Here is a 23512-nt window from a genome sequence, read left to right as displayed (position 1 = left end):
TTCGACCCTACCGCGCCGACGTGATCTCGATCGTACCGAAGCCCGTCCGGCCGAAGCGGTCCGGCCGGTACATGTCCTCGATCACCGCCGCCGGCGCGACATAGCGTCCGGGCGAGACGGCCCTGGCGATATAGGCGACCGTGTAGCTCAGCGGATCGTTCTTGCCGCCGCTGCGCTCGAAGGCCGCGACGAAGCGGTCGTCGCGTGCCTCGGTATGCACCGGCGAGACCTCCTGCTTCAGCCAGTTGAGGCCCTCGACCGAGGCGCCCTCGGTCAGCTTGGCGTTCTCGATCTCCAGCCCGGCCGGGACGGGATCGACCAGCAGCAGGCGGCCATAGCGCGCCGCCGGCTCGGTCACCTTGAGCGCGACGACATAGCGCTCGTTCTGGCGCAGGCGCGAGGGATCGACGCGCTCGCCCTTCATGGTGAAGAGCGTGCGCTCCAGGCCGAAGCCCTGGTTGAGTGCAGGCTCCGGTGTCGAAGGGATGCCGGACACGGTGATCACCGCATTGGCCGAGGCGGTGCCGGGGTTGCCGATCACCAGCGACTTCGCCTCCAGCGCCGCCTGCGGGATCGTGCGGTAGAGGGCGCCCTTGCGTTCGGTGCCGTCGACGGTCAGCGTGAGACCGTCGGCGTCCTTTACGATGGCCGCCGCCGCCATCGCCATCCACATATTCTCCTGCGTTGAGGTGTAGCGCGCATTCTGGCGCGCGTTCTGGACGACGTCGGCAGCGCGGGAGAGGTCGGCGCGCTCGCCATTGCTCTCGGCGATCAGGGTCAGGATGCCGGCGCCGTCGCGCAGCCGCGAGCCATAGTCGGCGCGCGACAGGCCGTCATCACTCGCTTGTTGCAGCGTTCCCAGCGCGCTGCTGAAGGCGGCACGGCCGCGGGTGCGGTCGCCGAGCAGCGAGAGCGCCGCGCCGATCTGGGCGCGGGCGAGAGGTGAGGCGAAATCGCCGAGCTTGTTGTCGGCGAGATAGCGCAGATCGCCCATCACCGGTCGCCCGTTCCGGGCGAGGACATAGAGGGCATAGGCGATGCCGGCGGCCTCCTCCTTGTTGATCTCGCTGGTGTTGACGACCTGGTTGCGCAGGCGGTCGAGCGCCATGTTGAACGCGGTCTGCGGCACCGCGAACTGGCGCTCGCGGGCGCGGGTCAGGAAGTCGGTGACGAAAGCGTCGAGCCAGAGGTCCTCGCCGCCGACGCCCCAGAGGCCGAAGGAGCCGTTATTGCCCTGGCGGGCGAGTACGCGCTCGATCGCGGCGTTGACGCGTTCGTCGGCATTGCCGTCGAGCGCCAGCTGCTCCATCGAGGCGAGCCGGTTGACGACGAGGAGCGGCAGCGCCCGGCTGATCGTCTGCTCGGTGCAGCCATGGGGGTAGCGGTCGAGCGCCTTCAGCACCGAAGCGACGTCGAGCGCCGCGACTGGCGAAACCGAGACGGAGACCGCGCCGGAATCCGGCACGAGATCGGCCATCAAATCGGAGGAGACGGTGAGCGAGCCGCCGCCCGGGATCGGGCGGACGATCCGGCGCGCGATCGTCTGGGTCGAGGGCTGGACCCGCAAGGCAAGGTTCTGCACCGTGCCGATGCCGTTGGGGCCGGTGACCTTGACGTCGAAGCTGGCGCGGCCGAGCCCGGCAGCGGTGACCGGGATCGTCAGCGAGCTCTTGGCGCCGGCGGCCATGGTCATGCTGCGGCGGGTCGCGTCGGCCGCGACGACGACCGGGCCCTTGACGTCGAGATCGACGAGATAGGAGCCGGCCGGCCCCTCGACATTGTCGATCTGCAGGTGGAAGCGCGACTGGTCCCCGAGCGCGAGGAAACGCGGCAGCGTCGCCTGCGCCACGATCTGGTCGCGCACGAAGACGTCGGCGCTGGCCTGGCCGGTGCGGCCGGCGCTCCAGGCCACGGCCATGACGCGGACCGAGCCGTTGAAGGCCGGTAGTTCGAAGTCGACCTTGGCGGTGCCGTCCGGGCCGAGCTTGACCACGCCGGAATAGCGCGCCAGCGGCTCCTGCGTCGGGGCCTCGCCATTGAGCTGCGGGGCGGCGTCGCCGCCGGAGCGGATCGCGCCGCGCACGCCCTGCATGCCGTCGATCAGATAGCCGTAGAGATCGCGCAGCTCATGGCCGAGCTGGCGCTGGCCGAAGAAGTACTTGCTCGGATCGGGGCTCTCGAAGCGGGTGAGGTTGAGGATGCCGATATCGACCGCAGCGACGGTGACGAAGGCGTCTTCGCCTGCTTTCGCGCCGATGACCTTGACGGGGAGCGACAAGATCGAGAGCGGGCGCACCAGGTTGGGCGCGCCGAGATCGATCGCGAGGTTGCGTTCGTCCTTGCCGACGCTGAACCAGGCGAGGCCGATGGCGCGGCCGGGCATGCGCTGGGCCGCCGTGTCCATCGGGCGATGGGCGAGCACGACGAGATAGGCGCTGGCGCCCCAGTCGGACTTCGCGGGTATGGTCACGGTCGTGCCATTGGCCGGCACGTCGACGGTGCGGATCTCGGCGACGCGGTCGCTCATCACTGCCAGCGTCGCCTTGCCGGCGAAGCGCGGGGTGAGACGCACCTGCATGCTCTCGCCATTGGCGTAGGACGGCTTGTCGAGGGCGACGTCGAGCACATCGGGCTGGTCGGCAGTCTTCTCGGTCTCGTAGCCGACATTGAAGGAGACGCTGGTCTCGGTCGCCTCGGCGCCATCGGCGCTGACGTCGAGCCGGTAATTGCCCCATTGCACCGGGGCGGCGATGCGGGCCGGGGCGTTCTCGGTGACGGCGATTTCGCCATCGGCGACACGGCGGGTCGTCTTCACGCCCTCATAGTTCCAGCGCCCGTCCTGGTAGAACCACTGATAGTTGCGGCTGACCTTGGACAGGGTCCATTTCAGGCCCTGGCGGGCGATGCGGCGCCCGTCGCCCTGGGCCATGATCACGTCGAAGGTCGCGGTCTGGCCGTTGCCGAGCTCGCCGTCCTTGAAGGCCTTGCGCACGCCGATGGCGGCGCTCTTGGGCACGATCGGCAAGGTGACCGAGCGAGCGATGGCGCGCCCGCCGGGCTCGCCGACGCGCACGGTCAGCTCGATTTCGAGCGGCCGGTTGGTCTCGGGCTGGGCGACCGGATTGGCGATCGTGACCTTGCCGTCCGCGCCGGTCTTGGCAGCGTCCTCGAACTCGCTCTGCTGCGGCTCGAAGGCCTCGTCGGTCAGGCCGACCTCATAGCCGGAGAAGCCGGGAATCGCGGTCTGCGCCGCCGAGCGCACGGTCATCGAGCCGGTGACGTCGAGATCGGAGCCGGGCGCGCCGTAGAGATAGCGGGCGTTGACGTCGATCTCGGCCGGCTCGCCGGCCTGCAGCACCTGCTTCTTCGGAGAAAGCGTCAGCTCCAGCCGCTCGGGGACATAATCCTCGACCAGGAAGGAGACCTCGCCGATCGCGGCGCCCTTGGGATCGGAATAGGCCTGGACGCGCCAGGTGCCGGTCTGGGCGCCGGAGATCAGCGGGATCGAATGGGCGCGGCCGCCGGCGCCCTGGTCCTCAACCTGGCGGCGGCGATATTCGACGCCATCCGGCCGCCTGACGACGAGCGTCAGCGGCAGGCCGGCGACGGCGGCGCCCTTGGCGTCGCGCAGCAGCGTCGTCAGGTAGACGGTCTCGCCGGAGCGATAGACGCCGCGCTCGGTGTAGAGGAAAGCGTCGAGCCCGGCCGGGGCGACGCGGCCCTTTACGCCGCGATCCGACAGGTCGAACGCGGTCTGCTTCAGGTCGAGGAAGCCATAATCCTCGGCGAGGCTGGCGGTGACGAGGCCGGGCGCATTGCCGCCCTGGCCCTTGCTGAGGGCGGCGTCGAAGCGGGCATAGCCGTCGCGATCGGAGCGGACGGTCGCCAGCACCTCGTTGTTGCGGGCGATCAGGCGCAGTTCCGCATTGGCAACCGGCGAGGCGTCGGCGAGCGAGCGCACCAGCACATGCACGCCGTCCGGCCCTGAGAAGGAGGTCAGGCCGAGATCGGAGACGACGAACCATTGCGTCGCGCGGGTGGTGCCGTCGTAGTCATAGTCGCCATCGCCATCCGAGGAACTGGCCGTCTTGCTGGTGCCGGTCGGCTTGGCGAACATGACGTAGACGCCGGGCTGAAGGCGGCCGACCGCCTCCAGCACCGGGAAGGCGGTGGTGACGTCCTTGTTGAGCTCGGACTTCACCGCCATCGTGCCCTTCCAGACGCTGGAACCCTTGTCCGAGGCGATCTGATTGGCGTTGTAGCTGCCCAGCTGTGTGAGGAAGTCCTCGGAATGGACCGAGCCGATCAGGTTGCGGTCGCCGATGCGCATGACTTCGAGATCGAGGCTGTCGGCATTGACCGAGACGACCGGCACGCCCTGCTGGCCGGTGCGCGGCAGCACGTAGTTCTTGCCGGTGAAGCGCACGGACGGGGCGCGGTCGCGGACATAGACCTCGTAATCGGCCGATTTCAGCAGCTTCTCATCGGGGATGGCCGAGGGCACGCCCTGGCGGATGACGAAGCCGTAGCGCTCGCCATGGCGCAGGCCGTCGACGCAGAGCTGGCGCTCCTCGCCGCTGACGGCGAAATCGCCCTTGCCGGTGATGGCGACGTAAGGCGCGAAGTCGACGCGGCCGCGCGAGAGCGGCTCGGAGAATTCGAAACAGGCTCGCGGGCTCGCCGCGTCGGAATCGACCTTGTTGGAAATCAGGCGGAAGCCGCGCTGGGCCCGGAGCGCCTCATAGTCGGTGCGCAGCGAGGCGTTGTCGGCAAGGTCGAGACTGAGCCGATAGGTCGTCAGCGCCGGGCGCCAGAGCTCGTGCTTCTCGAAGACGCGGGCGAGCACGCCGAGCGAGGAGGCTTCGTCATTGCGCGAGGTCGAGCGCTGATAGGCGAGATAGGCGGAGCTGATCGCGCGCTCGCGCAGTTCGTAGCGCTCGCGATAATCGCGCGGCTCGATGCCGCTGGCCGCCTGCGCCATCAGGCGCCAGCCGCCGGGGTTGGCGGGATCGGCGACCGCCGCGGCATTGGCCAGCGGGAGGGCGGCGCGGGCGTCGCCGCGATTGAGAGCCGCGGTGCCGTCGCGCAACAAGGTGGCGAAGGGGCGTTGGCCGACCGAGACTTCGCGCTTCAGCCGCTCCTCCAGGCGCTGGCCGTCGCTGGCGAGATCGGGCCGGACATAGGCCTTCTGGGCGAAAGCGGGTCCGGCGGCGACAGTCAGGCCGAGCAGGAGGGCGAGACGGACGAGATGGCGCATGGCTCGGTCTCCGAAAAGGCGGGCGGCAGAATACTGGCCGCGGCAGGCGTCGACGCGATGACGGATCATCGCGTTGCGCTGCGCGAAGCTAGCACCGGGCGCGTCGGGCGCAACTCGGCTTGCGATCGACTGAGCCCTTCTCGCCTCTTGCCTCCGCGCCGAGGCTGACGCTGAATGGCGCCGCGTTGCGGCGCGACCTTTGGAAAGACGGAGATGCTCGTGTTCAAGGTTCCCGCGCTGATCGGCATGACCGCCATCCTCGCCTGCCTCGGCGCCGCGCAGGCGCAGCAGTCGGCCGATCCTCGCCTGGCCGCGGCGACGCAGAGCTTTTCCGCCTTGCCGGAAGCCGAGCGCAAGGCGATCCAGTCCGATCTGATCTGGACCGGGCATCTCAACAGCGCCGCCACTGGCAATTTCGGGTCGCTGACCTTCCGCGCCGTGAACAACTTCAAGGCCGGGCGCGGCGAGCCGAATGGGCAGTTGACGCCGGCCGAGCGGCAGGAGCTGGCGCGTCTCGCCAGGACGGCGCGCGATGCGGCCGGCTTCGCCGTGATCACCGACCAGCCGACCGGCGTGCGCATCGGCATTCCGCAGAAGCTCCTGCCGAAGCGCGAAGCGACGCCGGCGGGAGGCAGCCGCTGGCAGAGCGTCGACGGCAGGATCACGCTCGACGTCAGCGCCGGGCCGGCGACAGAGCCGCTGCAGGCGATCTTCGACCGGGCGATCGCGGTCAATCCGAACGTGCAGCGCAAGGTTACCTACAAGCTGCTGCAGCCGAGTTTCTTCGTCGTCGCTGGCGAGACGCCGACCGGGAAGTTCTTCAGGCGCCAGGCGCTCGGCCCTTCCGGCTTGCGCGGCTTCTCGGTCGGCTACGACAAGGGCGTCGCCGCGACCTTCGACAAGGTGGTGACCGCGATCGCCGACAGTTTCGAGCCGTTCCCGAGCGGGGCGGCACCGGTTCCCGCGCAGACGCCCGCTGCGCCCGGCGGGCCGCCGGTCGCGAGCGTTCCGGCACAGCCGGCGACCGAGCGCTTCGGCGTCGGCCTCGTCGTCGGCAAGGAGCTGGTGCTGACGGCGCGCGCCGCGGTCGACGCCTGCAAGGGTCTCAAGGTCGGAGCGCGACCAGCTAAGCTGCGGGCGCAGGACCAGGCGAGCGGGTTGGCGCTGCTCGATGTGCCCGGGCTGGCGGCCGGTGCTGCACCGGGGCTACGCGAGACCGCGCCCGCTGCGAAAGAGGCCGTGGTCGTGCTCGCCTATGATGGGACGGCTGCCGCGCGCACCGCGGTCGCGCTGCCGGGAGAAGTGATGAGCGACGCCGTGCTGGCGCCCTTGCAGCCGGGTGGGGCGGGCAGTCCGGTCTTCGACCGGCAGGGGCGGCTTGCCGGGCTGGTCACCGCCAACCCCTCCGACAAGGCCCTGATCGCCGGTGTCGCGCCGCAGCGCAACTACGCTCTCGCCGGCGTCGCGCAGCTCAAGGCGATGTTGGAGAAGGCCGATACAAAGCCTGGCGCCGGCGCAGTGGGCGGCGAGCTCAGCACCGGCGCGATCGCCGAGGCAGCAGGCAAGAGCGTCGTCCCGATCGCCTGCGGGCTCTGATCGGCGCTGCGTGATCGTGCATACAGCATACAAAGATAGTTGCCTCGCCAGCGGCAATCGGTTCTGATAGCGAGAACGTCAAGGAAGCCGCGCCGCGAGGCGAAGAAGCTTTCAAATTTTAAATCGATTGAACGGGAGGAAGACGACAATGAGCAAAATCAGCAGACGTTCGGTTCTGGCGGGTGCTGCCGCGGCCGGCGCGACGGGCCTGATCGCGCGCCCGGCGATCGGCCAGGCGCAATGGCCGAACCGGCCGGTGACCCTGGTCTGTCCCTGGGGCGCGGGCGGCGGCACCGACGCGACGGCACGCATCGTCGCCTCGCTGCTCGAGAAGAACATGGGCCAGCCCTTCAACGTGGTGAACCGCACCGGCGGCTCCGGCGTCGTCGGGCATTCCGCGATCGCGACCGCAGCGCCAGACGGCTACACGATCGGGATGATCACCGTCGAAATCACGATGATGCATCATCAGGGCCTGACCGATCTCAACCCGACCAGCTACACCCCGCTGGCGCTGATGAACGAGGACCCGCCGGGCGTGCAGGTCTCGGCATCGAGCCCCTACAAGGACATCAAGGCGCTGGCCGAGGCGATCAAGGCGGCGCCGGCCGGCAAGTTCAAGGCGTCCGGCACGGGTCAGGGCGGCATCTGGCACCTGGCGCTGATCGGCTGGCTCGTCGCCATGGGCCTGAAGCCCGATCATGTCGCGTGGGCGCCGTCCAACGGCGCCGCGCCGGCCATGCAGGATCTGGCTGCCGGCGGCATCGACATCGTCACCTGCTCGGTGCCGGAAGCGCGCGCAATGATCGACGCCGGCAAGGCGAAGGCGCTTGCGATCATGGCCAAGGAACGCAATCCGCAATTCAAGGACGTGCCGACGCTCAACGAGACGCTCGGCATCAACTACTCGGTCGGCGCCTGGCGCGGCATCGCCGGTCCGAAGGGGCTGCCCGCCGACGTCCAGGCCAAGCTGATCGCCGAGCTGAAGAAGGCCTACGACTCCAAGGAGTTCAAGGACTTCATGAACGCCCGCGGCTTCGGCATGACCTTCGCCGACCAGGCCGGCTTCACCAAGTTCATGGCCGATGGCGACAAGGCGATGGCGGCGGCGATGAACGCGGCGGGCCTCGCCAAGAAGGCCTGACCCGACCCTGTCACCCGTGAAGGGCCGGCCTCGCGCCGGCCCCGTTCCGTGCGAGGAGACAGCGCACGGGCGCTTGGAGAGATTGCCGATGCGCTTCAACGACGCCGTGATCGGAGCCGCGTTCATCCTGATCGCCGCCGCGATGATCGCGATGACCTTTTCGTTTTCCGCCTTTCCCGGCCAGCAATACGGGCCGAGCCTGTTCCCGCGCATTCTCGGCGCCGGCATCATCGGCTGCTCGGCCCTCCTGATCGTCCGCGGCCTGCGCGAGCGCACGGCCGGCGGGCGCTGGCTCCAGCTCGACGAGTGGACCGGCGTGCCGCGCCGCGTCGCTTCCTTCGCGCTGATGCTCGGCGCGATGGCGTTCTATGTCCTGGCCTCGGAGCCGCTCGGTTTCATCCCCTGCGCTCTCCTGATCCAGCTCATCCTGTTTCTCTGGTTCGGCGTCAGACCGATCACGGCCGTCGTGGTCGCTGTCGTCATGACCGGATTGGTGCACTGGTTCTTCTCGTCGCTGATGCGCGTGCCGCTGCCGCGCGGCGTCCTCGACAGCGTGCTGTGAGGAGCCGGCCATGACTGCGATCGCAACCGCCTTCGGCCTCGTCTTCGACCCTTATGTGCTGGCCGTGATCATGGGCTCGGCCATCTTCGGCATGTTCGTCGGGGCGATGCCGGGCCTGACCGCGACGATGGCGACGGCGCTGCTGGTGCCGGTCACCTTCTTCATGTCGCCGGTGCCGGCGCTCGGTGCCATCGTCACCGCTACCGCCATGGCGATCTTCGCGGGCGACATCCCGGCGGCGATGCTGCGCATGCCCGGCACGCCCGCCTCGGCCGCCTATGCGGACGAGAGCTACGAGATGACCAAGAAGGGTCAGCTCGACCTGTGCATGGGCACCAATCTCGTCTTCTCGGTGCTCGGCGGCATATTCGGCGTGATCATCCTGATCGTGCTCGCGCCGGTTCTGGCCGAAGTTGCGATCAATTTCTCGTCCTTCGAGTATTTCTGGCTCGCCTGCCTTGGCCTGACCTGCGCGGTCTTCATCGGTACCGGCGATCCGCTCAAGGGCCTGCTCTCTCTGTTCATCGGCCTTGCCATCGGCACGATCGGCATCGATCCGGCCGCAGGCCAGCCGCGCTTCACCTTCGGCAATGTCGACCTGCTCTCCGGGATCAACTTCATCCCGACGCTGATCGGCATGTTCGCGGTCTCCGAGCTGCTGCGCGGCGCCGTGACCATGGAGAAAGCTGGCGTCATGGTGCAGCAGAGCGTCGGCAACATGTTCGCCGGCCTCGGCGCGGTGACGCGCAAATACTGGAAGAACTTCATCCGCGGCTCGGTGATCGGCACGGTGATCGGCGCCCTGCCGGGCGCTGGCGCCGATATCGCTGCCTGGGTCTCCTATGCGGTCTCGAAGAAGCTGTCGAAGGAGCCCGAAAAGTTCGGCACCGGCCATATCGAAGGCATCGTCGATTCGACCTCGGCCAACAACTCGGCGCTCGGTGGCGCCTGGATCCCGGCGCTGGTCTTCGGCATCCCCGGCGATTCGATCACCGCGATCGTGATCGGCGTGCTCTACATGAAAGGTATGAATCCCGGCCCGACCGTCTTCCTGCAGACGCCGGAGCTGATCTACGCCGTCTTCATCATCTTCATCCTCGCCAACCTGATCATGTTCCCGCTCGGCTGGGCGGCGATCAAGTCGGCCAAGCAGATCCTGCGGGTGCCGCGCAACATCCTGCTGCCGATCATCCTGATCTTCTGCATGGTCGGCTCCTTCGCCATGACCAACTCGCTCTACGGCGTCGTGCTGATGGTGGTAATGGGCCTGTTCGGCTGGCTGCTGGAGGAGCATGGCATCCCGGTCGCGCCGCTGATCCTCGGCCTCGTGCTCGGCGAGATGCTGGAGCAGAACTTCATGAGCTCGATGATCAAGGCGAGCGGCTCCTTCATCGGCTTCATCGACCGGCCGATCGCCGGCACGCTCGGCGTGCTGACCATGCTGCTCTGGGCAGCGATGCTCTGGAAGGCGCTGCCCTTCGGCCGGCGCCAAGCGGTGACGGCGTGAAACGATAACCGGCGGCGACTGCTGCCGGCCAGCGCCGCGAATCAGTGCTAGAGACGGGCGCATGGACGATGCGCTCGACGAAGGGCAGGGCGGTGGCGGCACGGTCGAGGTGCTGATCCCGCTCGGCCTCGACCAGGCCTATAGCTATGCCGTGCCGCCGGGGCTGACGCTCGCGCCGGGCGATGTCGTGCAGGTGCCGCTGGGGCCGCGCGAGACTGTCGGCGTCGTCTGGGAGGCCGGCTCCGGCCGCGGCGGCAATCTCAAGAAGGTCGTCGCCAAGCTCGATATGCCGCCGCTCGATCCTGCCTTGCGCAAGCTCGTCGACTGGGTCGCCTGGTACACGCTTGCCGCCAAGGGCTCGGTGCTGGCTCTGGCCCTGCGCCGTCCGCCCGACGATACGCCGGAGCGGCCCAAGCTCGGCGTCAGGTTGGTCGGTGCGCCGCCGGCCCGGATGACGCCGGCCCGGGCACGGGCCATCGCTGCCGCCGAGGGTGGGCTGCTGATCGGCAAGTCGGCACTGGCCGAGGCGGCGTCCGTGAGCACGGCGGTGATCGATTCCCTCATCGATGCCGGCACATTCTCGGTCGAGGCGCTGCCGCAGGAGGCGATCGCGGCCAGGCCCGATCCCGATCATGCCAGGCCGCAGCTCTCCGACGACCAGCGGGCGGTCGGCGAGGCGCTTGCCGAGCTGGTACGCAAGCAGTCCTGGCAGGTCGCGCTACTCGAAGGCGTCACCGGCTCGGGCAAGACCGAGGTCTATTTCGAGGCCGTCGCCGAGGCGATCCGGCTCGGGCGCCAGAGCGTGATCCTGATGCCGGAGATCGCGCTGACCGCGCAGTTCATCGACCGCTTCGAGGCGCGCTTCGGCGTGCGGCCCGGCCTGTGGCATTCGGCGGTAAGCGGACGGCGCCGCGAGCGCCTGCAGGCGGCGATCGCCAAGGGCGAGGCGCTGGTGGTGGCGGGTGCGCGCTCAGCGCTGTTCCTGCCCTACAAGGATCTCGGGCTGATCGTCATCGACGAGGAACACGAGGCCGCCTACAAGCAGGAGGACGGCGTCGCCTATCATGCCCGCGACATGGCTGTGGTGCGCGGGCGCATCGAGAACGCCCCGGTGGTGCTGGCCTCCGCCACGCCTTCGCTCGAAACCCGCGTCAATGCCGAGCGCGGCCGCTATCTCCATCTCAAGCTGCCCGAGCGTTTTGGCGGGCGCGAATTGCCGACGCTCGGCCTGGTCGACCTGCGCAGGGACAAGCCGGAGCGCGGGCGCTGGCTCTCGGGGCAGCTGATCAAGGCGGTCGAGGCCAATCTCGAGGCCAAGGAGCAGTCGCTGCTCTTCCTCAACCGGCGCGGCTATGCGCCGCTGACCCTCTGCCGCGACTGCGGCCACCGTTTCCAGTGTCCGAACTGCTCGGCCTGGCTGGTCGACCATCGCTTCCGGCGGGCGCTGGTCTGCCATCATTGCGGCCATGTCGAGCGCCGGCCGCATGAATGCCCTTCCTGCCATCAGCCGGAGAGCCTCGTCGCCTGCGGGCCCGGCGTCGAGCGCCTGGCCGAGGAGGTCGCGACGCTGTTCCCGCAGGCGCGCTCGATCGTGCTGTCGAGCGATTTTCCGGGGGGGACCGAGCGCCTGAAACAGGAACTGATGGCGGTGGCCGAGGGCGAGTTCGACATCGTCATCGGCACGCAGCTCGTCGCCAAGGGCCACAACTTCCCGGGGATGACGCTGGTCGGGGTGATCGATGCCGATCTCGGCCTGACCTCGGGCGATCCGCGCGCGGCGGAACGCACCTTCCAGGTGCTCAGGCAGGTCACCGGCCGCGCTGGGCGCGGCGAGAAGCCGGGGCGGGCGCTGCTGCAGACGCATGACCCCAACCATCCCGTGCTGAAGGCGCTGATCTCCGGCGATCCCGAGCGCTTCTACGCTGCCGAGACGGCGGCGCGTGAGGCGGCCGGCCTGCCGCCCTTCGGCCGGCTCGCCGGTCTGATCGTCTCGGCGAACTCGCAAGGCGAGGCCGAGACCCATGCGCGGGCGCTGGCGCGCTGCGCCGAGGCGCCGGCCGGCGTCGCCGTGCTCGGTCCGGCCGAGGCGCCGCTCGCCATCCTGCGCGGACGCCACCGCATGCGGCTGATCGTGCGCACGGCGCGCGAGATCAATCTGCAGGATTACCTGCGCGCCTGGCTGAAGCGGGCGCCGCGACCGAAGGGCTCGGTCAGGGTCGCAGTCGATGTCGATCCGCAGAGCTTCCTTTAGCTGTATTGAGGCCGGACGGCCGTGCGGGCCGTCGCGATGTGCATCCTCTGCTTCTTTCGACCGCATCCAAAGCATGAGAGGCGGGTATTTCGTCGGTTGCGCACCCCGAAACCCCATGCTATCGCACCGCCGCAATCCAAGCGCCGCAAGCCCTGGAACAGGTTTGTCGCGCGCTTGATCATCGCAGCGTCGGGGCCGTGCACTCCACCTTCGCCAGAAGGTCGCCGGAGCGGTCCCCTGGAAGAGAGAGCGAGAGCGTGGCCGAGGGCGGATCGCAGGAACAGTCCCCAGTCTCGGGCGTGGCCGAGCGTTACGCGACGGCTCTGTTCGAACTGGCCAGCGAGGCCAAGACGGTCGACGCCGTCGCCAAGGACCTCGACGGCTTCGCGGCGATGATCGCCGAGAGTGACGATCTCAAGCGCCTGATCGAGAGCCCGGCTTTCTCGGCGCAGGACCAGGTCTCCGCCATCACCGCGCTCACCGCCAAGGCCGGCATCGCCGGGCTTGCCGCCAACTTCATCGGCTTCGTCGCCAGCAAGCGCCGCCTGTTCGCGCTGCCGGGCATGATCCGCGCCTTCCGCGCCAAGGTCGCCGAGGCCAAGGGCGTCGTCAGCGCCGAGGTCACGCTGGCAGAGGAGCCCTCTGCCGCCCAGCTCAAGGACCTCACCGCCGCCCTCAAGGAGGTCGCGGGCAAGGATGTCGACGTCTCGCTCAAGGTCGACCCGGCCATCATCGGCGGTCTCGTCGTCAAGATGGGCTCGCGCATGGTCGATGCGTCCCTGAAAACCAAGCTCAATTCTATTCGTCTTGCCATGAAAGAGGTCGGCTGATGGACATCCGCGCCGCTGAAATCTCCGCTATCCTGAAGTCGCAGATCTCGAACTTCGGCTCGGAAGCCTCGGTCACCGAGGTCGGTCAGGTTCTCTCCGTCGGTGACGGCATCGCCCGCGTCTACGGCCTCGACAAGGTTCAGGCCGGTGAGATGGTCGAATTCGAGACGGGCGTGCGCGGCATGGCTCTCAACCTCGAGAGCGACAATGTTGGCGTCGTCATCTTCGGCTCCGACCGCGAGATCAAGGAAGGCCAGACCGTCAAGCGCACCGGCGCCATCGTCGACGTGCCCGTCGGCAAGGAGCTGCTCGGCCGCGTCGTCGACGCTCTCGGCAACCCGATCGACGGCAAGGGCCCGATCAAGGCCGCCCAGCGCGCCCGCGTCGACGTCAAGGCCCCCGGCATCATTCCGCGCAAGTCGGTGCACGAGCCGATGGCGACCGGCCTCAAGGCGATCGACGCCCTGATCCCGATCGGCCGCGGCCAGCGCGAGCTGATCATCGGCGACCGCCAGACCGGCAAGACCGCCGTTGCGCTCGACGCGATCCTGAACCAGAAGCCGCTCAACGTCGAAGGCGCTCCGGAAAGCCAGAAGCTCTACTGCGTCTACGTCGCCGTCGGCCAGAAGCGCTCGACCGTCGCCCAGCTGGTGAAGGTGCTCGAGGAGCGCGGCGCGATGGAGTATTCCATCGTGGTGGCGGCCACCGCCTCCGACCCGGCCCCGATGCAGTTCCTGGCGCCCTTCGCCGGCTGCTCGATGGGCGAGTATTTCCGCGACAACGGCATGCACGCCGTCATCATCTATGACGATCTGTCGAAGCAGGCCGTCGCCTATCGCCAGATGTCGCTGCTGCTGCGCCGCCCGCCGGGCCGCGAGGCCTATCCCGGCGACGTGTTCTATCTCCACTCCCGCCTGCTCGAGCGCGCCGCCAAGATGGGCGACGCCGCCGGCAACGGCTCGCTGACGGCGCTGCCGGTCATCGAGACCCAGGCCAACGACGTCTCGGCCTACATCCCGACCAACGTGATCTCGATCACCGACGGTCAGATCTTCCTGGAGACCGACCTGTTCTACCAGGGCATCCGCCCGGCGGTGAACGTCGGCCTCTCGGTCTCGCGCGTCGGCTCCTCGGCGCAGACCAAGGCGACCAAGAAGGTCGCGGGCAAGATCAAGGGCGAGCTCGCCCAGTATCGCGAGATGGCCGCCTTCGCCCAGTTCGGCTCGGACCTCGACGCGGTCACGCAGCGCCTGCTCAACCGCGGTGCCCGCCTGACCGAGCTCCTGAAGCAGCCGCAGTTCTCGCCGCTGAAGATGGAAGAGCAGGTCGTGGTGATCTATGCCGGCGTCAACGGCTATCTCGATCCGCTCCCGGTCAATAAGGTGCGCGCTTTCGAGGACGGGCTGCTCTCGCTCGTCCGCGGCAAGCACACCGACCTGCTGAACGAGATCGGCTCCTCGAAGGACCTGTCGGACCCGAATGCCGCGAAGCTGAAGGGGATCGTCGAAGGCTTCGCCAAGTCCTTCGCCTGATCATTGCGAGCGCAGCGAGGCAATCCAGCCCCGCTGCGCACCAGTTCTGGATGCTTCGTCGCTGCTCCCTGCAGTGACGGATAGGGGATCAAGACCGGATGCCGTCCCTTAAGGACCTACGCAACCGCATCGCCTCGGTGAAGGCGACGCAGAAGATCACCAAGGCCATGCAGATGGTCGCGGCGGCGAAACTGCGCCGCGCCCAGACCGCGGCCGAGGCGGCTCGCCCCTATGCCGAGCGCATGGATGCGGTGCTGGCCAATCTCGCCGGCGGCCTCGCCAATGGCAGCGCGCCGCGCCTGATCGCCGGCACGGGCTCGGACAAGGTCCAGCTGCTCGTCGTCTGCACGGCCGAGCGCGGCCTGTGCGGCGCCTTCAACTCCTCGATCGCGCGTCTCGCCCGCGACAAGGCGAATGCGCTCAAGGCCGACGGCAAGACGGTCAAGATCATCTGCGTCGGCAAGAAGGGCTATGACATCCTGCGCCGGCAGTTCGCCGCGGATATCATCGAGCTCGTTGACCTGCGCGCCTTCAAGCAGCTCGGCTTCGCCAATGCCGAGACGATCGCGCAGAACATCCTGACGCGCTTCGCCGCCGGCGAGTTCGACGTCGCGACGCTGTTCTTCTCGAAGTTCAAGTCGGTGATCGCGCAGATCCCGACGGCGCAGCAGATCATCCCGGCCGAGATCCCGGCCGGCGCCAAGACGACCGACGCGGTCTACGACTACGAGCCGGAAGAGAGCGAGATCCTCGAGACGTTGCTGCCGCGCAACCTGGCCGTCCAGGTGCTGCGGGCGCTGCTCGAGAACGCCGCCTCCGAGCAGGGCGCGCGCATGTCCGCCATGGACTCCGCCACGCGCAATGCCGGCGAGATGATCAAGAAGCAGACGACGATCTACAACCGCTCGCGTCAGGCGATGATCACCAAGGAACTGATCGAGATCATCTCCGGCGCGGAAGCGCTGTAGTTTTTGAGAAGAGAGCATGATGTCGGCCGAAAACCGGTACCCACCTTTCGGCATCATGCTCTAACCGCCTAAATTCAGGCCGGCGTGCCGGCCATCCGACACGCTGAACGCGAATCCGAGGTTCGAACCATGGCCAAAGCCGCTACCAAGACCAAGACCGACAAGCCCGCCAACACCGGTACCGGCCGCGTTGCCCAGGTCATCGGCGCCGTCGTCGACGTGCAGTTCGACGGCGCTCTGCCCGAGATCTTGAACGCGCTCGAGACCGACAACCTCGGCAACCGCCTCGTCCTCGAGGTTGCCCAGCACCTCGGCGAGAACACGGTCCGCACCATTGCCATGGACTCGACCGAAGGTCTGGTCCGCGGCCAGGCGGTCACCGACACCGGCGCGCCGATCGCGGTTCCGGTCGGCGACGAGTGCCTCGGCCGCATCATGAACGTCATCGGCGAGCCGGTTGACGAAGCCGGCCCGATCAAGACCTCGGGCACCCGCGGCATCCACCAGCCGGCTCCGAGCTATGCCGACCAGGCGACGGAAGCTCAGATCCTGGTCACCGGCATCAAGGTCGTCGACCTCCTCGCCCCCTACGCCAAGGGCGGCAAGATCGGCCTGTTCGGCGGCGCCGGCGTCGGCAAGACCGTGCTGATCATGGAGCTGATCAACAACGTCGCGAAGGCCCACGGTGGCTATTCCGTGTTCGCCGGCGTCGGCGAGCGCACCCGTGAGGGCAACGACCTCTATCACGAGATGATCGAGTCGGGCGTGAACAAGAAGGGCGGCGGCGAAGGCTCCAAGTGCGCCCTCGTCTACGGCCAGATGAACGAGCCTCCGGGCGCCCGCATGCGCGTCGCCCTGTCCGGCCTGACCGTGGCGGAAGACTTCCGCGACCGTGGCCAGGACGTGCTGTTCTTCGTCGACAACATCTTCCGCTTCACCCAGGCCGGCTCGGAAGTGTCGGCGCTCCTCGGCCGCATCCCGTCGGCGGTGGGCTATCAGCCGACGCTCGCCACGGACATGGGCAACCTGCAGGAGCGCATCACCACCACCAATAAGGGCTCGATCACCTCGGTGCAGGCGATCTACGTGCCGGCGGACGACCTGACCGACCCGGCGCCTGCCACCTCGTTCGCGCACTTGGACGCCACAACCGTGCTCTCGCGTTCGATCGCGGAAAAGGGCATCTATCCGGCGGTCGACCCGCTCGACTCGACTTCGCGCATGCTCTCGGCCGCCATCGTCGGTGACGAGCACTACGGCGTTGCCCGCCAGGTCCAGCAGATCCTCCAGCGCTACAAGGCCCTGCAGGACATCATCGCGATCCTGGGCATGGACGAGCTCTCGGAAGAGGACAAGCTCGCCGTCGCCCGCGCCCGCAAGATCGAGCGCTTCCTGTCGCAGCCCTTCTTCGTTGCGGAAGTCTTCACCGGTTCGCCGGGCAAGCTCGTCGCGCTCGAGGACACGATCAAGGGCTTCAAGGGCCTGGTCGAGGGCAAGTACGACCACCTGCCGGAGGCGGCCTTCTACATGGTCGGCTCGATCGACGAGGCGATCGAGAAGGCCCAGCGCCTGGCCGCCGAGGCGGCGTAAGGTCCAACACACGCGCCCGTCATCCCGGACAGGCCGCGTAGCGGCGCTGATCTGGGATCCATCGAAGGGCGTTGCGTTCTAGGATGGATTCCGGCGCGCCGCTTCGCGTCGGCCGGAATGACGGCGGAGAGATAGCAAGATGGCCACCTTCACATTCGAACTCGTCTCGCCGGAGCGCATCCTGTTCTCGGGCGACGCCGTCAGCGTCATCGTGCCGTCGGTCGAGGGCGAGATGACCGTGCTCGCCGGTCACGCCCCGGTCGTCGCCGTGCTGAAGCCGGGCATCGTCCTGGTCCAGACCGACTCCAGCAACGGCAAGGAATTCTTCGTCTCGGGCGGCCTCGCCGAGGTCAACGCGACGAGCGTCACCATCCTGGCCGAGCAGGCCCGCTTCCTTGAGGACGTCGACACCGCCGTCCTCGACGCGGAAATCCTGACCGCCGAGACCCGCCATGCCGGCTCGCATGACGAGGCCGAGAAGAAGCGCCTGCACGACCAGCTCGTGCAGCTGCGCGAGTTCAAGGGCGTGTTCGAGCAGCGCAAGGCCGCTTGAGCGAAGTCTACTGGACGGAATTGAAAAAGGCCGGAGCTCGCTCCCGGCCTTTTTCGTTCGGCCTCAGGGGATCTCGCTGTCGGGCAGCTTTCGCGTCATGCTCGGCCTTGTGCCGAGCATTCACGTCTTGAACACCACATGACCCGAGGAAGACGTGGATGGTCGGGACAAGCCCGACCATGACGGGGAACGGCTCTCAGGCGGCGATCGCCTCGGCCAGCGCCACCACGCGCTTGGCCATCTCGGCATGCAGGCGCTCGACCATGCGGCCGTCGAGCTGGATCGCGCCCTTGTCAGCGTTCTCAGGCTCGTCGAAGGCCGAGATGATGGCGCGCGCACGCGTCAATTCGCTCTCCTCCGGCGCAAAAACCGTATTCGCCAGGGCGACCTGATTGGGATGGATCAGGGTCTTGCCGTCGAAGCCGAGATCGCGGCCCTGCTCGCATTCGGCCTTGAAGCCGGCATCGTCCTTGAGGTCGTTATAGACGCCGTCGATCACGTCGATGCCATGGGCGCGGGCGGCGAGGATCGCCGTGGTCAGCCACGGCAGCATCGGGGCACGGCCCGGCACGAAGCGGGCGCGCGTCTCCTTGGCGAGGTCGTTGGTGCCGAGGATGAAGCAGGCGAGGCGGGTCGAGGGATCGCGGGCGGCGCGGGCGATCCTCTCGCAGTCGAGAATAGCGAGCGGGGTCTCGATCATCGCCCAGACCCGCGTTTCCGGCTTGGCCCAGAGCCCGGTCAGGCGATGGCCGATCTCGACCAGCGTCTCGGGCGAGGAGACCTTGGGGATCAGGATCGCGTCGGGGCCCGCCTCGGATGCGGCGGCGAGGTCGGCGTCGAACCAGGGCGTATCGATGCCATTGGTGCGGATGACGAGCTCGCGCCGGCCATAGCCGCCGGCCTTGATCGCGGCGCAGACCTGTTCACGCGCCAGCCCTTTGGCATCGGGAGCGACCGCGTCCTCGAGATCGAGGATCAGCGCGTCGGCGGCGATCTCGCGGGCCTTCTCCAGGGCGCGGGCATTGGAGCCCGGCATATAGAGGACGCTGCGGCGCGGACGGATATCGGTCATTATGGTTCTCCGGATTGAGGGTCGCCGGTTTCGCCGCAGTGCACACTAAGCTGCGCCGCAATGCAATGTCAGTTCTGCGAAAGACGAATGACAGGGCTGTGATGGGCTGGATTGCGGGTGTCGACGGCTGCAAGGCGGGCTGGATCGCGGCTTTCGCCGATCGCACGGGAATGGAGGCGCCCTTCTTCCGTGTCTTCCCGCGCTGGAGCGATCTGCTGGCCGATCCGCTCGTGCCGGAGCTGATCGCGGTCGACATGCCGATCGGCCTGCCGGATCGGATCGCCGGGTCCGGGCGCGGGCCGGAGCAGTCAGTGCGGGCGCTGCTCGGCGAGCGGCAATCCTCGGTGTTCTCGATCCCTTCGCGCAGCGCGGTCCATGCCGTCGATTATGCCGAAGCCTGCCGATTGGCGCTCGCCACTTCGGAGCCGCCGCGCAAGGTCTCGAAGCAGGGTTTCCACCTCTTCCCGCGCATCCGCGAGATCGACGCGCTGCTGCGGGCCGAGCCGGGTTGGTGCGCGCGCATCTATGAGACGCATCCGGAGCTCGCCTTCCGGACCATGCGCGGCGCGCCGCTGCTGCACCCGAAGAAGATCAAGGGCGTGGTCAACCCGGCCGGCATGGCCGAGCGCCGCGTTTTGCTGCTGGCGGCCGGGCTGCCGGAGGCAATCGTGCATGCCAGACCGCCGCGCGGCGCCGGGGCAGACGATGCGCTCGATGCGCTCGCAGCGCTGGTCGTCGCCCGGCACATTGCTGGCGGGCGTGGCAGGCCCTTCCCCGATCCACCGGGACGCGATAGCCAAGGTCTACCTATCGCGATCTGGACCTACGTCGCGGATCGCCCCCGCCCAGGATACCCGCCATGACAGACAAGCCTGTGCCGCGCTCGATGATCGAGGCTGCGGCTGATCGCATTGCCGGCCATGCCCGCACCACCCCGGTGATGCGGCTCGGCACCGGCGCCTTCGGCTCGCGCGCCGATGTCTCGCTCAAGCTCGAAAGCCTGCAGCATGCCGGCTCGTTCAAGACGCGCGGAGCCTTCAACAACCTGCTCTCGCTCGATGTGCCCGCCGCCGGCGTCGCCGCAGCCTCGGGCGGCAATCATGGCGCTGCCGTCGCCTATGCCGCCGGCAATCGCGGCGTCAAGGCGACGATCTTCGTGCCGGAGATCTCGCCGGCCGCCAAGATCGAGGCGATCCGCCGCTTCGGCGGCGAGGTCCGCATTGGCGGCGCGCAATATGACGACGCTCAGGCCGCCTGCGACAAATTCGTGGCCGAGACCGGGGCACTGAAGATCCATCCCTTCTCGGCCAAGGAGACGATCGCCGGCCAGGGCACGCTCGGGCGCGAATGGCACAAGCAAGAGCCCGATCTCGATACGGTGCTGGTCGCAGTCGGCGGCGGCGGTTTGATCTCGGGAATCGCCGCCTGGTTTGCCGGCAGCAGCGTCAAGGTCGTCGGTGTCGAGCCGGAGGGTTCGCGGGCGCTGCAGGCCGCACTCGAGGCCAAGGGCCCGGTGACGGTGACCGTCGCCTCGGTCGCGGCCGATTCGCTCGGGGCCCGCAATGTCGGCCAACTGGTCTATGACGTCTGCAAGGATGCCGTCGACCATGTCGCACTGGTGCCGGATGCGGCGATCACCGAGGCTCAAGCGCTGCTCTGGCGCGATTTCCGCCTTGCGGTCGAGCCCGGCGGCGCAGCGGCGCTCGGTGCGCTGATCGCGGGCTCCTACAAGCCGCAGCCCGGCGAGCGCCTCGGCGTTCTCGTCTGCGGCGCCAATGTCGACCTGACCAAGCTGGTCGAGATCACGGCATGAGCAAGCGGGGCATCGCGAGGGGCGGCAAGGCGCTCTATGGCGCGCCGCTCGGCGTGCTGATGCTGGAGGCGCGCTTTCCGCGCATCTTCGGCGACATGGGCAATGCCACGACCTGGCCCTTCCCGGTGCTCTACCGCGTCGTCTCCGGAGCGAGCCCGGAGAAGGTGGTGCTGAAGGGAGCAGCCGGGCTGCTCCCCGATTTCGTCGCGGCGGCGCAGGAGCTGATCCGGCACGGCGCCGAGGCGATCACCACCAATTGCGGCTTCCTCTCGCTGTTCCAGCAAGAACTGGCCGCTGCCATAAACGTGCCTGTCGCTACGTCATCGCTGATGCAGGTGCCCTGGGTGCAGGCGACCCTGCCGCCGGGCAAGCGCGTCGGCCTCGTCACCGTCTCGGCGGCGACGCTGACGCCGCAGCACTTGCAGGCCGTCGGCGTTCCCGCCGACACGCCGGTGACCGGCACCGAGAACGGCCGCGAATTCTTCCGCGTGCTGATCAAGGCGGAGAAGGACGAGATGGATATCGATCTCGCCGAGCAGGACGTGGTCGAAGCCGCCCAGCGGCTGGTCGCGACGCATCCCGAGGTCGGCGCCATCGTGCTCGAATGCACCAATATGCCGCCCTATGCGGCTGCCGTGCAGGCGGCGACGGGGCTGCCGGTCTACGACATCTACTCGATGATCACCTGGTTCCATGCCGGCCTGAGACCGCGCGACTTCCGCTAGCCTTCGACCTCGAACCAGCTTTACGGCGGGCCGCGCCGCAGCGCACAATGAGGGCCCGCCGCGAGAGCCAGGCCGATGACCGAGACCCCCAGCAAGACCAATACCGGCCGCTTCTTCGAGGACTTCCGGCTCGGCGAGACGATCGTCCACGCGACGCCGCGCACGGTGACGGTCGGGGACGTCTCGCTCTACACCGCGCTCTACGGGCCGCGTTTCGCCGTGCAGTCCTCGGATGCCTTCGCCAAGGCGATTGGTTATCCCGCCGCGCCTGTCGACGACCTTCTGGTCTTCCACATCGTCTTCGGCAAGACGGTGCCGGACATCTCGCTCAATGCCGTCGCCAATCTCGGCTATGCCGATGGCCGCTTCCTCAAGCCGGTCTTCCCGGGCGACACGCTTTCGACGACGTCGGAGGTGATCGGGCTGAAGCAGACCTCGGGCGGCGATGCCGGCATCGTCTATGTCCGGTCGATCGGTCGTAACCAGCACAATGAGATCGTGTTGAGCTATGCCCGCTGGGTCCTGGTGCGCAAGCGCCAGCCGGGTACCCCTGCTGCATTCGAGCTGGTGCCGGAATTGCCGAAGAGCGTCGCGCCGGAGGCGCTGGGCGAGGGTTGCCCGCCGCTGCATCCTGCCGCCTATGACGACGCGCTCGCCGGCTCGTCCTTCCGCTGGGGGGCTTATCAGGCGGGCGAGCGCATCGACCATGTCGACGGCATGACCGTCGAGGAGGCCGAGCACCAGATCGCGACCCGGCTCTACCAGAATACCGCCAAGGTGCATTTCGACGGCTATGGCGCGCGCGAGACCCGTTTCGGCAAGCGCCTGATCTATGGCGGCCACGTCATCAGCCTGGCGCGGGCCTTGTCCTTCAACGGGCTCGGCAACGCCTTCCATATCGCCGCGATCAATGCCGGCCGCCATGTCTCGCCGCTGTTCGCCGGTGACACCGTTTTCGCCTGGAGCGAGGTGCTGGAGGCGGCCGAACTGCCAGGGCGCGAGGACGTCGGGGCGCTGCGCCTGCGCCTGGTCGCGACCAAGAACCTGCCCTGCAACGAGCATCCGCTCAAGCATGCCGATCAGTACGCCGACGGCGTGATTCTCGATTTCGACTATTGGGCGTTGCTGCCGCGCTGACCATCCGGAAGCGGTTGGGATACGCGGTGACGGAGAAAGTTACAGATTTCAGTTTCTGTAATCACCCCATTGCCTATCGCATTGCGACGTGGGGATAGTTTCGTTAGAGAGCCATTCACTCTAGAACGATACCAAGCGATCTTCGCTCGTGAGCTTGAAGGGTCGGGAGTTCAAGACTTGGCCGAATCCAGACCGGCGGCGCGCCCGCTTTCCCCGCATCTGCAGATCTATCGCTGGTCCTGGACCATGGCGGCGTCGATCGCCCACCGCGCCACCGGCGTGGCGCTCTATGGCGGCACTTTGCTGATTGCGCTCTGGCTCATCGCCGCCGCCTCGGGCCCGGCCGCTTACGAAACGGCGCAGTGGATCGCGGGCTCGATCCTCGGCCGGCTCGTGCTGTTCGGTTACACCTTCGTGCTGCTGCACCATATGGTCGGCGGCCTTCGCCATTTCGTCTGGGATCTCGGCCACGGCTTCGACCCGCAGACCCGCACGAACCTGGCGAAGTACAGTGTCGTCGTCTCCGGCGGGCTCACCGTGCTTGTCTGGATCATCGTCCTGACGCGCTGAGGAACACGACAATGCTTTCCAACTCCTCGATGCGCACCCCGCTCGGCCGCGTCCGCGGCCTCGGTTCGGCCAAGTCCGGCACCGGGCATTTCTGGCTGCAGCGCGTCACGGGCGTCGCCAACCTCATCCTGACGCTCGCTTTCCTGTGCGTCGTGATCTCGCTGATCGGCAAGCCCTATGGCGCGGCCATTGCGGCGCTGTCGAACCCGATCGTTGCGATCCTGATGCTGCTCTTCGTCGTATCAGGTGCGGTCCACATGCGCCTTGGCATGCAGGTGGTCATCGAGGACTACATCCATCATGAGGGGCTGAAGCTCCTCGCCGTGATGGCCAACACCTTCTTTGCGATCGCCGTCGGCGCCGCCTGCGCCTTCGCGCTCCTGAAGATCTCGTTCGGAGGCTGAT

17 protein-coding genes and 1 pseudogene are annotated in these 23512 nt (G+C 67.9%); 16 read left to right on the top strand and 2 right to left on the bottom strand.

Annotated features, from left to right (window positions below; all coding sequences use genetic code 11):
* Positions 1–7 precede the first annotated feature (7 nt).
* Positions 8–5257 carry an alpha-2-macroglobulin family protein gene (locus BMZ69_RS17830; protein ID WP_092159003.1) on the bottom strand — a complete coding sequence of 1750 codons (5250 nt, stop codon included), beginning with the start codon at positions 5255–5257 and terminating at the stop codon, positions 8–10.
* Between the two features lie 219 nt (positions 5258–5476).
* Here BMZ69_RS17830 and BMZ69_RS17825 point away from each other — a divergent pair, with 219 nt between their 5' ends.
* The 10 genes and pseudogenes from BMZ69_RS17825 to BMZ69_RS17780 all read left to right on the top strand — a co-directional run bounded on the left by BMZ69_RS17825 (position 5477) and on the right by BMZ69_RS17780 (position 17790).
* A complete protein-coding gene (locus BMZ69_RS17825) occupies positions 5477–6853 on the top strand; it encodes a trypsin-like peptidase domain-containing protein (protein WP_139219086.1) in 1377 nt (458 codons plus the stop codon).
* A gap of 148 nt (positions 6854–7001) precedes the next feature.
* Positions 7002–7997, top strand: coding sequence for a tripartite tricarboxylate transporter substrate binding protein (locus BMZ69_RS17820; protein WP_092158999.1), 996 nt, complete (start codon positions 7002–7004; stop codon positions 7995–7997).
* Positions 7998–8085: 88 nt separating this feature from the next.
* Positions 8086–8559: a tripartite tricarboxylate transporter TctB family protein gene (locus BMZ69_RS17815; protein ID WP_092158997.1), complete on the top strand. Its 474-nt coding sequence runs from the start codon at positions 8086–8088 to the stop codon at positions 8557–8559.
* A 10-nt stretch (positions 8560–8569) separates the two neighbouring features.
* Entirely contained in the window at positions 8570–10066 is a 1497-nt protein-coding gene (locus BMZ69_RS17810; RefSeq protein ID WP_092158995.1) for a tripartite tricarboxylate transporter permease, read from the top strand.
* A gap of 61 nt (positions 10067–10127) precedes the next feature.
* Entirely contained in the window at positions 10128–12317 is a 2190-nt protein-coding gene (locus tag BMZ69_RS17805; RefSeq protein ID WP_092158993.1) for a primosomal protein N', read from the top strand.
* 257 nt (positions 12318–12574) lie between these two features.
* The gene (locus BMZ69_RS17800) at positions 12575–13147 is read left to right on the top strand and encodes a F0F1 ATP synthase subunit delta (RefSeq protein ID WP_092158991.1); all 573 of its coding nucleotides are present in this window, start codon (positions 12575–12577) and stop codon (positions 13145–13147) included.
* Positions 13147–14679, top strand: a complete 1533-nt coding sequence (atpA, locus tag BMZ69_RS17795) for a F0F1 ATP synthase subunit alpha (protein ID WP_092158989.1) — start codon at positions 13147–13149, stop codon at positions 14677–14679. Before BMZ69_RS17800 ends, atpA begins: the two co-directional genes overlap by 1 nt.
* Before the next feature lie 98 nt (positions 14680–14777).
* On the top strand, positions 14778–15647 hold the full coding sequence (locus BMZ69_RS17790) for a F0F1 ATP synthase subunit gamma (protein ID WP_092158987.1): 870 nt from the start codon (positions 14778–14780) through the stop codon (positions 15645–15647).
* 183 nt (positions 15648–15830) lie between these two features.
* Positions 15831–17237: pseudogene (gene atpD / locus BMZ69_RS17785) on the top strand (F0F1 ATP synthase subunit beta); the annotation flags it as partial.
* Positions 17238–17376: 139 nt separating this feature from the next.
* A complete protein-coding gene (locus BMZ69_RS17780) occupies positions 17377–17790 on the top strand; it encodes a F0F1 ATP synthase subunit epsilon (protein ID WP_092158983.1) in 414 nt (137 codons plus the stop codon).
* Between the two features lie 196 nt (positions 17791–17986).
* Here the strand turns inward: BMZ69_RS17780 and BMZ69_RS17775 are convergent, their stop codons facing one another.
* Positions 17987–18862, bottom strand: coding sequence for an HpcH/HpaI aldolase/citrate lyase family protein (locus BMZ69_RS17775; RefSeq protein ID WP_092158981.1), 876 nt, complete (start codon positions 18860–18862; stop codon positions 17987–17989).
* A gap of 101 nt (positions 18863–18963) precedes the next feature.
* Here BMZ69_RS17775 and BMZ69_RS17770 point away from each other — a divergent pair, with 101 nt between their 5' ends.
* The 6 genes from BMZ69_RS17770 (at position 18964) to sdhD (ending at position 23511) form a co-directional block, all read left to right on the top strand.
* Positions 18964–19725: a DUF429 domain-containing protein gene (locus tag BMZ69_RS17770; RefSeq protein ID WP_175506855.1), complete on the top strand. Its 762-nt coding sequence runs from the start codon at positions 18964–18966 to the stop codon at positions 19723–19725.
* Positions 19722–20675, top strand: a complete 954-nt coding sequence (locus BMZ69_RS17765; RefSeq protein ID WP_092158977.1) for a threonine/serine dehydratase — start codon at positions 19722–19724, stop codon at positions 20673–20675. The genes BMZ69_RS17770 and BMZ69_RS17765 overlap by 4 nt, the downstream gene beginning before the upstream one ends.
* Entirely contained in the window at positions 20672–21400 is a 729-nt protein-coding gene (locus tag BMZ69_RS17760; protein WP_092158975.1) for an aspartate/glutamate racemase family protein, read from the top strand. The genes BMZ69_RS17765 and BMZ69_RS17760 overlap by 4 nt, the downstream gene beginning before the upstream one ends.
* Before the next feature lie 75 nt (positions 21401–21475).
* On the top strand, positions 21476–22537 hold the full coding sequence (locus tag BMZ69_RS17755; RefSeq protein ID WP_092158973.1) for a MaoC family dehydratase: 1062 nt from the start codon (positions 21476–21478) through the stop codon (positions 22535–22537).
* A 177-nt stretch (positions 22538–22714) separates the two neighbouring features.
* Entirely contained in the window at positions 22715–23107 is a 393-nt protein-coding gene (sdhC, locus tag BMZ69_RS17750; protein ID WP_092158971.1) for a succinate dehydrogenase, cytochrome b556 subunit, read from the top strand.
* 11 nt (positions 23108–23118) lie between these two features.
* A complete protein-coding gene (gene sdhD, locus BMZ69_RS17745) occupies positions 23119–23511 on the top strand; it encodes a succinate dehydrogenase, hydrophobic membrane anchor protein (RefSeq protein ID WP_244543423.1) in 393 nt (130 codons plus the stop codon).
* Position 23512: the final 1 nt, after the last annotated feature.

Origin of the sequence: Allobosea sp. CRIB-10, from assembly GCF_900112185.1 — a bacterium.
GTDB lineage: Bacteria > Pseudomonadota > Alphaproteobacteria > Rhizobiales > Beijerinckiaceae > Allobosea.
The sequence above is the reverse complement of the archived record's forward strand: the minus strand, read 5'-3'. Positions and strand labels throughout refer to the sequence as shown.